The 4120-nt window shown below is 44.9% G+C and carries 5 protein-coding genes; 2 read left to right on the top strand and 3 right to left on the bottom strand.

From position 1 onward, the window contains the following. On the bottom strand, positions 1-283 hold a 283-nt coding region (locus tag F6K20_RS27180; RefSeq protein ID WP_502708883.1), incomplete at its 3' end, for a mechanosensitive ion channel family protein. A gap of 963 nt (positions 284-1246) precedes the next feature. On the opposite strand from F6K20_RS27180, the gene F6K20_RS27175 reads away from it, so the two are divergent. Next, positions 1247-1711, top strand: a complete 465-nt coding sequence (locus tag F6K20_RS27175; RefSeq protein ID WP_075896223.1) for an SRPBCC family protein — start codon at positions 1247-1249, stop codon at positions 1709-1711. A 51-nt stretch (positions 1712-1762) separates the two neighbouring features. Here the strand turns inward: F6K20_RS27175 and F6K20_RS27170 are convergent, their stop codons facing one another. Continuing rightward, positions 1763-2584, bottom strand: coding sequence for a SirB1 family protein (locus F6K20_RS27170; RefSeq protein ID WP_008178796.1), 822 nt, complete (start codon positions 2582-2584; stop codon positions 1763-1765). 292 nt (positions 2585-2876) lie between these two features. Further along, on the bottom strand, positions 2877-3023 hold the full coding sequence (locus F6K20_RS27165; protein ID WP_008178798.1) for a hypothetical protein: 147 nt from the start codon (positions 3021-3023) through the stop codon (positions 2877-2879). Positions 3024-3084: 61 nt separating this feature from the next. Here F6K20_RS27165 and F6K20_RS27160 point away from each other — a divergent pair, with 61 nt between their 5' ends. Next, positions 3085-4071: an aldo/keto reductase gene (locus F6K20_RS27160; RefSeq protein ID WP_008178801.1), complete on the top strand. Its 987-nt coding sequence runs from the start codon at positions 3085-3087 to the stop codon at positions 4069-4071. The last annotated feature ends 49 nt before the right edge of the window (positions 4072-4120 follow it).

Raw genomic sequence — 4120 nt, 5'->3', positions numbered from 1 at the left:
TAGGAGGCTCGCTTCCTGGCTTACCGCCAGTAGCCCACTGAGCAATGTTGTTGTCAATATTGGTGCGATTCAGTACTGCTTTGGTAATACCAGCAGCAATCTTAGCAAGGATAAGACCAATGACTAAGATTGCGATCGATTTAACCACATTCAGTAAGGTGGTTCCCCCATCTGCCAAAACTTGGTCTAATGCGGGAACTCCTGTCTGGGCTAAAACCAGGTGTGCCGATGGCTGCACACCAACTCCTACAATTTGGAAGATACCTTCCCAAGTTCCATTCATAGTCTTTGTTCTTACTTAAATTGTCCAATGTCACAAACAACCCTAAGTTTTTTAAGTTCCTTGTGACTACTGTGGTCTGGTGAGGAGCACGGTATTATCGTCTCAACTAGATAAGTTGAGCAGCGGGGAAGCTGCGCGTCTGGTGACCCCAGAGGAACCGAGACGCTGCGGTATAGACTGCCGTCCCAAAAAGAGCTGGACAACAAGAGGTGCAGTTGTTGTGCTTTCCAGTTAAAGCCGGAATCGCCGATTCTGCACAAGGTAACGTTTGCCTCGCCAACGTTGTTGGTCGGTACTTTCCGAACCGCACTGTCTTAGCCCTCGTCTAATTGTTTAACGACTCGGTTCTAGAGCTTGGAGCGGGCAAAGTACCCCAAGGTAGGAACTTTAACACTTGCCAACAACGTAGATCCTTTACCTTAAGGGCAACCCCTTGGGTCAAGGTCTTAGGCTGGTCAGCTACCTGAAGGGAGGCTATCTACGCCTGGTCTCTTCAGAGGAGGGTGCTGACTGAAAATAACCTTGAGCAGAAGGTACGACAAGAAGATTTAAAAGTAAAGGTTGAGATGTTCATGGAGAACGTTTTACTCCTCAAATTTTCCACAGATGTGGCTTAATCTTGCCTAACTGACAAATCTTGACCCAGGAGTGCTGATAGAATTTACCCATAGTTGCCGACAGGAGTCAACTGCTTGGCTTAGGGGGTCTTACCCCCGCTGGTTAGCTGGGTAACTTGATTGAGTGTTGAATCGGCATTTGCCCCGATGTGACGTCGGACACTCGGGAGCTGAAAGATTTCTTGGTAGGTTTGTCAGTCACTCAAGACGTAACCCTTATATTTAGAGCGAATTGATGTACAAAAATCAAGTCTTGATTAATTTTTCCTCCTCACAACTCTAGTGGTCTGGTAGTGTGGCTAGCTGCCACCGTAATCAAGATAGTTCAATAATGTCGAAATTTTACATGCAAAACGCCCAATTTTTTGAACAATCCATTAAAATTAATGCCAGCGCCACCATTGTCGAGCGCTGTATCACTGACCAGAGCTTAATGCATCGCTGGCTCAACCCGATTTTGCGTTGTGAATCAGTGGGGCAGTGGAGTACTGATGTCGGGAGTCGCTCGCGGTTTATTATTAACATTCCCTGGTTGCAGCCCACTCTCAAGAGTGTGGTTATTGACCGCAAGCCAGGGTTAGTGGTTTGGCAGTTCCAGGGTTTTTTCAAAGGACGAGACCGCTGGGAGTGTCAGCCAGCTGAACAAGGCACCCGTTTGGTCAACCGTTTTGAATTTGAAATTCCCAACCCCATCGTTAGCTGGGGATTCAACAGCTTTGCTGCCCAATGGACTCAGAATGATATGAAAGCCCAACTCAGACGCCTTAAGTTAGTAGCAGAAGAGATTTACCGACGTGAGTGCAGTCATTAGGGATTAGGGATTAGGGAATTGGTGATTAGTCATGCCCATCCATAGAAGCCTTTACTCATTTCCGATCTGTTTTAGTAACCGACGAATGATATCAGCATCCTCAGCTTGGGGCAGGATTTCCAAATAACGTTCTAAATCCTGGCATGCTTCTGATAAATATCCCAACTGGGAGTAAATCAGCCCCCGATCCCGCAGTTGTACCGGTGCATTAGGAAACAGCAACAACATGCGCTCAACTGCGGCTAGCGCTCTAGGTAAGTCTTGGCCATTGAGATAAATCAATTTAAGATTCATGAGCATCCTTGCTAACAGCTGCCGATTACTCACCGGTGCTAGGAAACTTGGTTGTAGGGTTACCGGATGACCATAAATTTGGGTTAGTCGTTCCTCGCAATCTTGTTCAAATAAAATCTCACCACCATCGAAAGCATCTACAAAGATCCCCACCTGCTCAAACTCTGGGCGAATTAGGAAATGCCCTGGCATCCCAATACCAACCATGGGAAAATCAAGGCGTCGAGCGACTTCCAGGTACACCACCGAAAGGCTAATCGGAATACCTGTGCGCCGATCCATGACCTGATTTAGGAAACTATTACGGGGATCGTAGTAATCACTGCTATTGCCCGAATATCCTAGGTCATCATAGAAATACTGATTAAGAGTTTTAATCACTCGCAGGGGATAGCGTTGCTCAGGCAAACGCTCCTCTACTTCAGATGCCATCACATCTAAGGCATTCAAGTAATCATCAATAGCCAGATCCGGGTATTCTTCCTCAGCTATGTAAAGCGCTGCTCTTGCCAAATGAATTTGGTCATCTGGCTGATTTATTTCTGTGTAAAACCCTTGACGCCCTAAGGTAAAGTCCATCTAAAATTTCCTCAGCTACTATGAATATAGCAGAAGTCAGAAGTCAGAAGTCAGAAGTCAGAAGTAAAACTATTGCTATACTTAGCTTTGAGACTTTTGTCATGTCCTAACTGCCCTGGCGACTGCTATATATAGTATTTTTATGTGATAGGTAAACATAAGATTGATATCAAAAGGGAACAGGGAATAGGGAATAGGGAACAGTGTCAAGATATCTGAGGAGTTTTTAGTGTTATCATAAAGCGATACAGTTGCTGATAGGGAAGGGCTGCATCAATACAGGGATAAGAGTTTAAGTTTTTTTTCCTGATTTAATTCCAGTTGCCAAACCTGTATGTTTATCGGCGTAGATAATGTTTCCACCATTGGAATAGATAAAGTTAGCAATCTTGGCGACAAGTACTTTGTCAGCTGTTTGCGTAGCGTGCGCGTAGCGCATATGCTTAGGTTGCAGAAACCAGGCTAAAATACGGGCAAACCTACTGTAAAATAGGCGAGCGATGACACGTAAAACAACTCGACGTCAGTTGATCGTGACCAGTGTTGCTGCTGCGGGTGGTATTGTTGGAAGTGCAGCATGGCATCAACAGCAGTCTCAACTGTCAGCAACAGCAGCTATTCAACTGCCAACAGCAGCTACAATGCCAGAACGAGTGTTAGGTAAAACGGGGGTGAAAGTTCCAATCTTTGGATTGGGAGGTGCAGGAAAAACGCCTTTGTCGAAGATGAATCGAGAAGCTGATGCCGTCGCCCAAATTGAAGCGGCGTTACAGTTTGGAATTCGTTATTTTGATACGGCGGCTAGTTATGGCCCCAGCGAAGAATATATGGGTAAGGTATTACCCGCTTATCGCTCTAATCTATTTTTAGCAACAAAAACAGCACAACGAGATCGAGATGGGGCTTGGCGAGAGTTAGAGCGATCGCTTAAACGCCTTCAAACTGATTCTATCGATTTATGGCAATTACATCATGTTTCTTTTCACGAAACGTTAGATCAGATTTTTAGTCCCAATGGCGCTATCAAAGCCTTTGAAGAAGCAAAAGAACAAGGAATTGTAAAATATTTAGGTATTACCGGACATCACGAACCGGATGTGATTGCAGAAGGGTTGCGGCGCTATCCCTTTGATACCACCTTAATTTCTCTCAATGCGGCAGATGTTCATCATCCTCGTCCTTTTGCCAAAACTGTTTTACCAGTGGCGCGAGAGAAAAATGTAGGAGTCGTTGCTATGAAAGTTCCGGCTTATGGCAGGTTATTCAAAAATGGTGTCTTAGATGGAATGGATCAAGCTATGGGTTATGTTTTGTCTCTGGAGGGAGTACATTGTTGTATTATTGCTGCCGAATCCGTCAAGCAATTAGAATCAAATTTTAAAGTAGCCCAAGCATTTCAATCGTTGAGTTCAGAACAAATGACTGCTATTGAAGCACGGACAGCTTCTGCTTGGAAAGACAATACATTTTTCCGGAAGTGGACTTAAAATTATGTAAGCATTCAGCAGTCAGCGGTCAGCCGTTGACCAGGTTAGA

Source organism: Moorena sp. SIO2C4 (assembly GCF_010672485.1).
GTDB lineage: Bacteria > Cyanobacteriota > Cyanobacteriia > Cyanobacteriales > Coleofasciculaceae > Moorena > Moorena producens.
This window is presented reverse-complemented; position numbering and strand designations above follow the sequence as displayed.

Coding starts and splice junctions, on each gene's coding strand:
- F6K20_RS27175 (WP_075896223.1), top strand. CDS start 1,247: ATGCAAAACGCCCAATTTTTTGAACAATCCATTAAAATTAATGCCAGC.
- F6K20_RS27170 (WP_008178796.1), bottom strand. CDS start 2,584: ATGGACTTTACCTTAGGGCGTCAAGGGTTTTACACAGAAATAAATCAG.
- F6K20_RS27165 (WP_008178798.1), bottom strand. CDS start 3,023: ATGCGCTACGCGCACGCTACGCAAACAGCTGACAAAGTACTTGTCGCC.
- F6K20_RS27160 (WP_008178801.1), top strand. CDS start 3,085: ATGACACGTAAAACAACTCGACGTCAGTTGATCGTGACCAGTGTTGCT.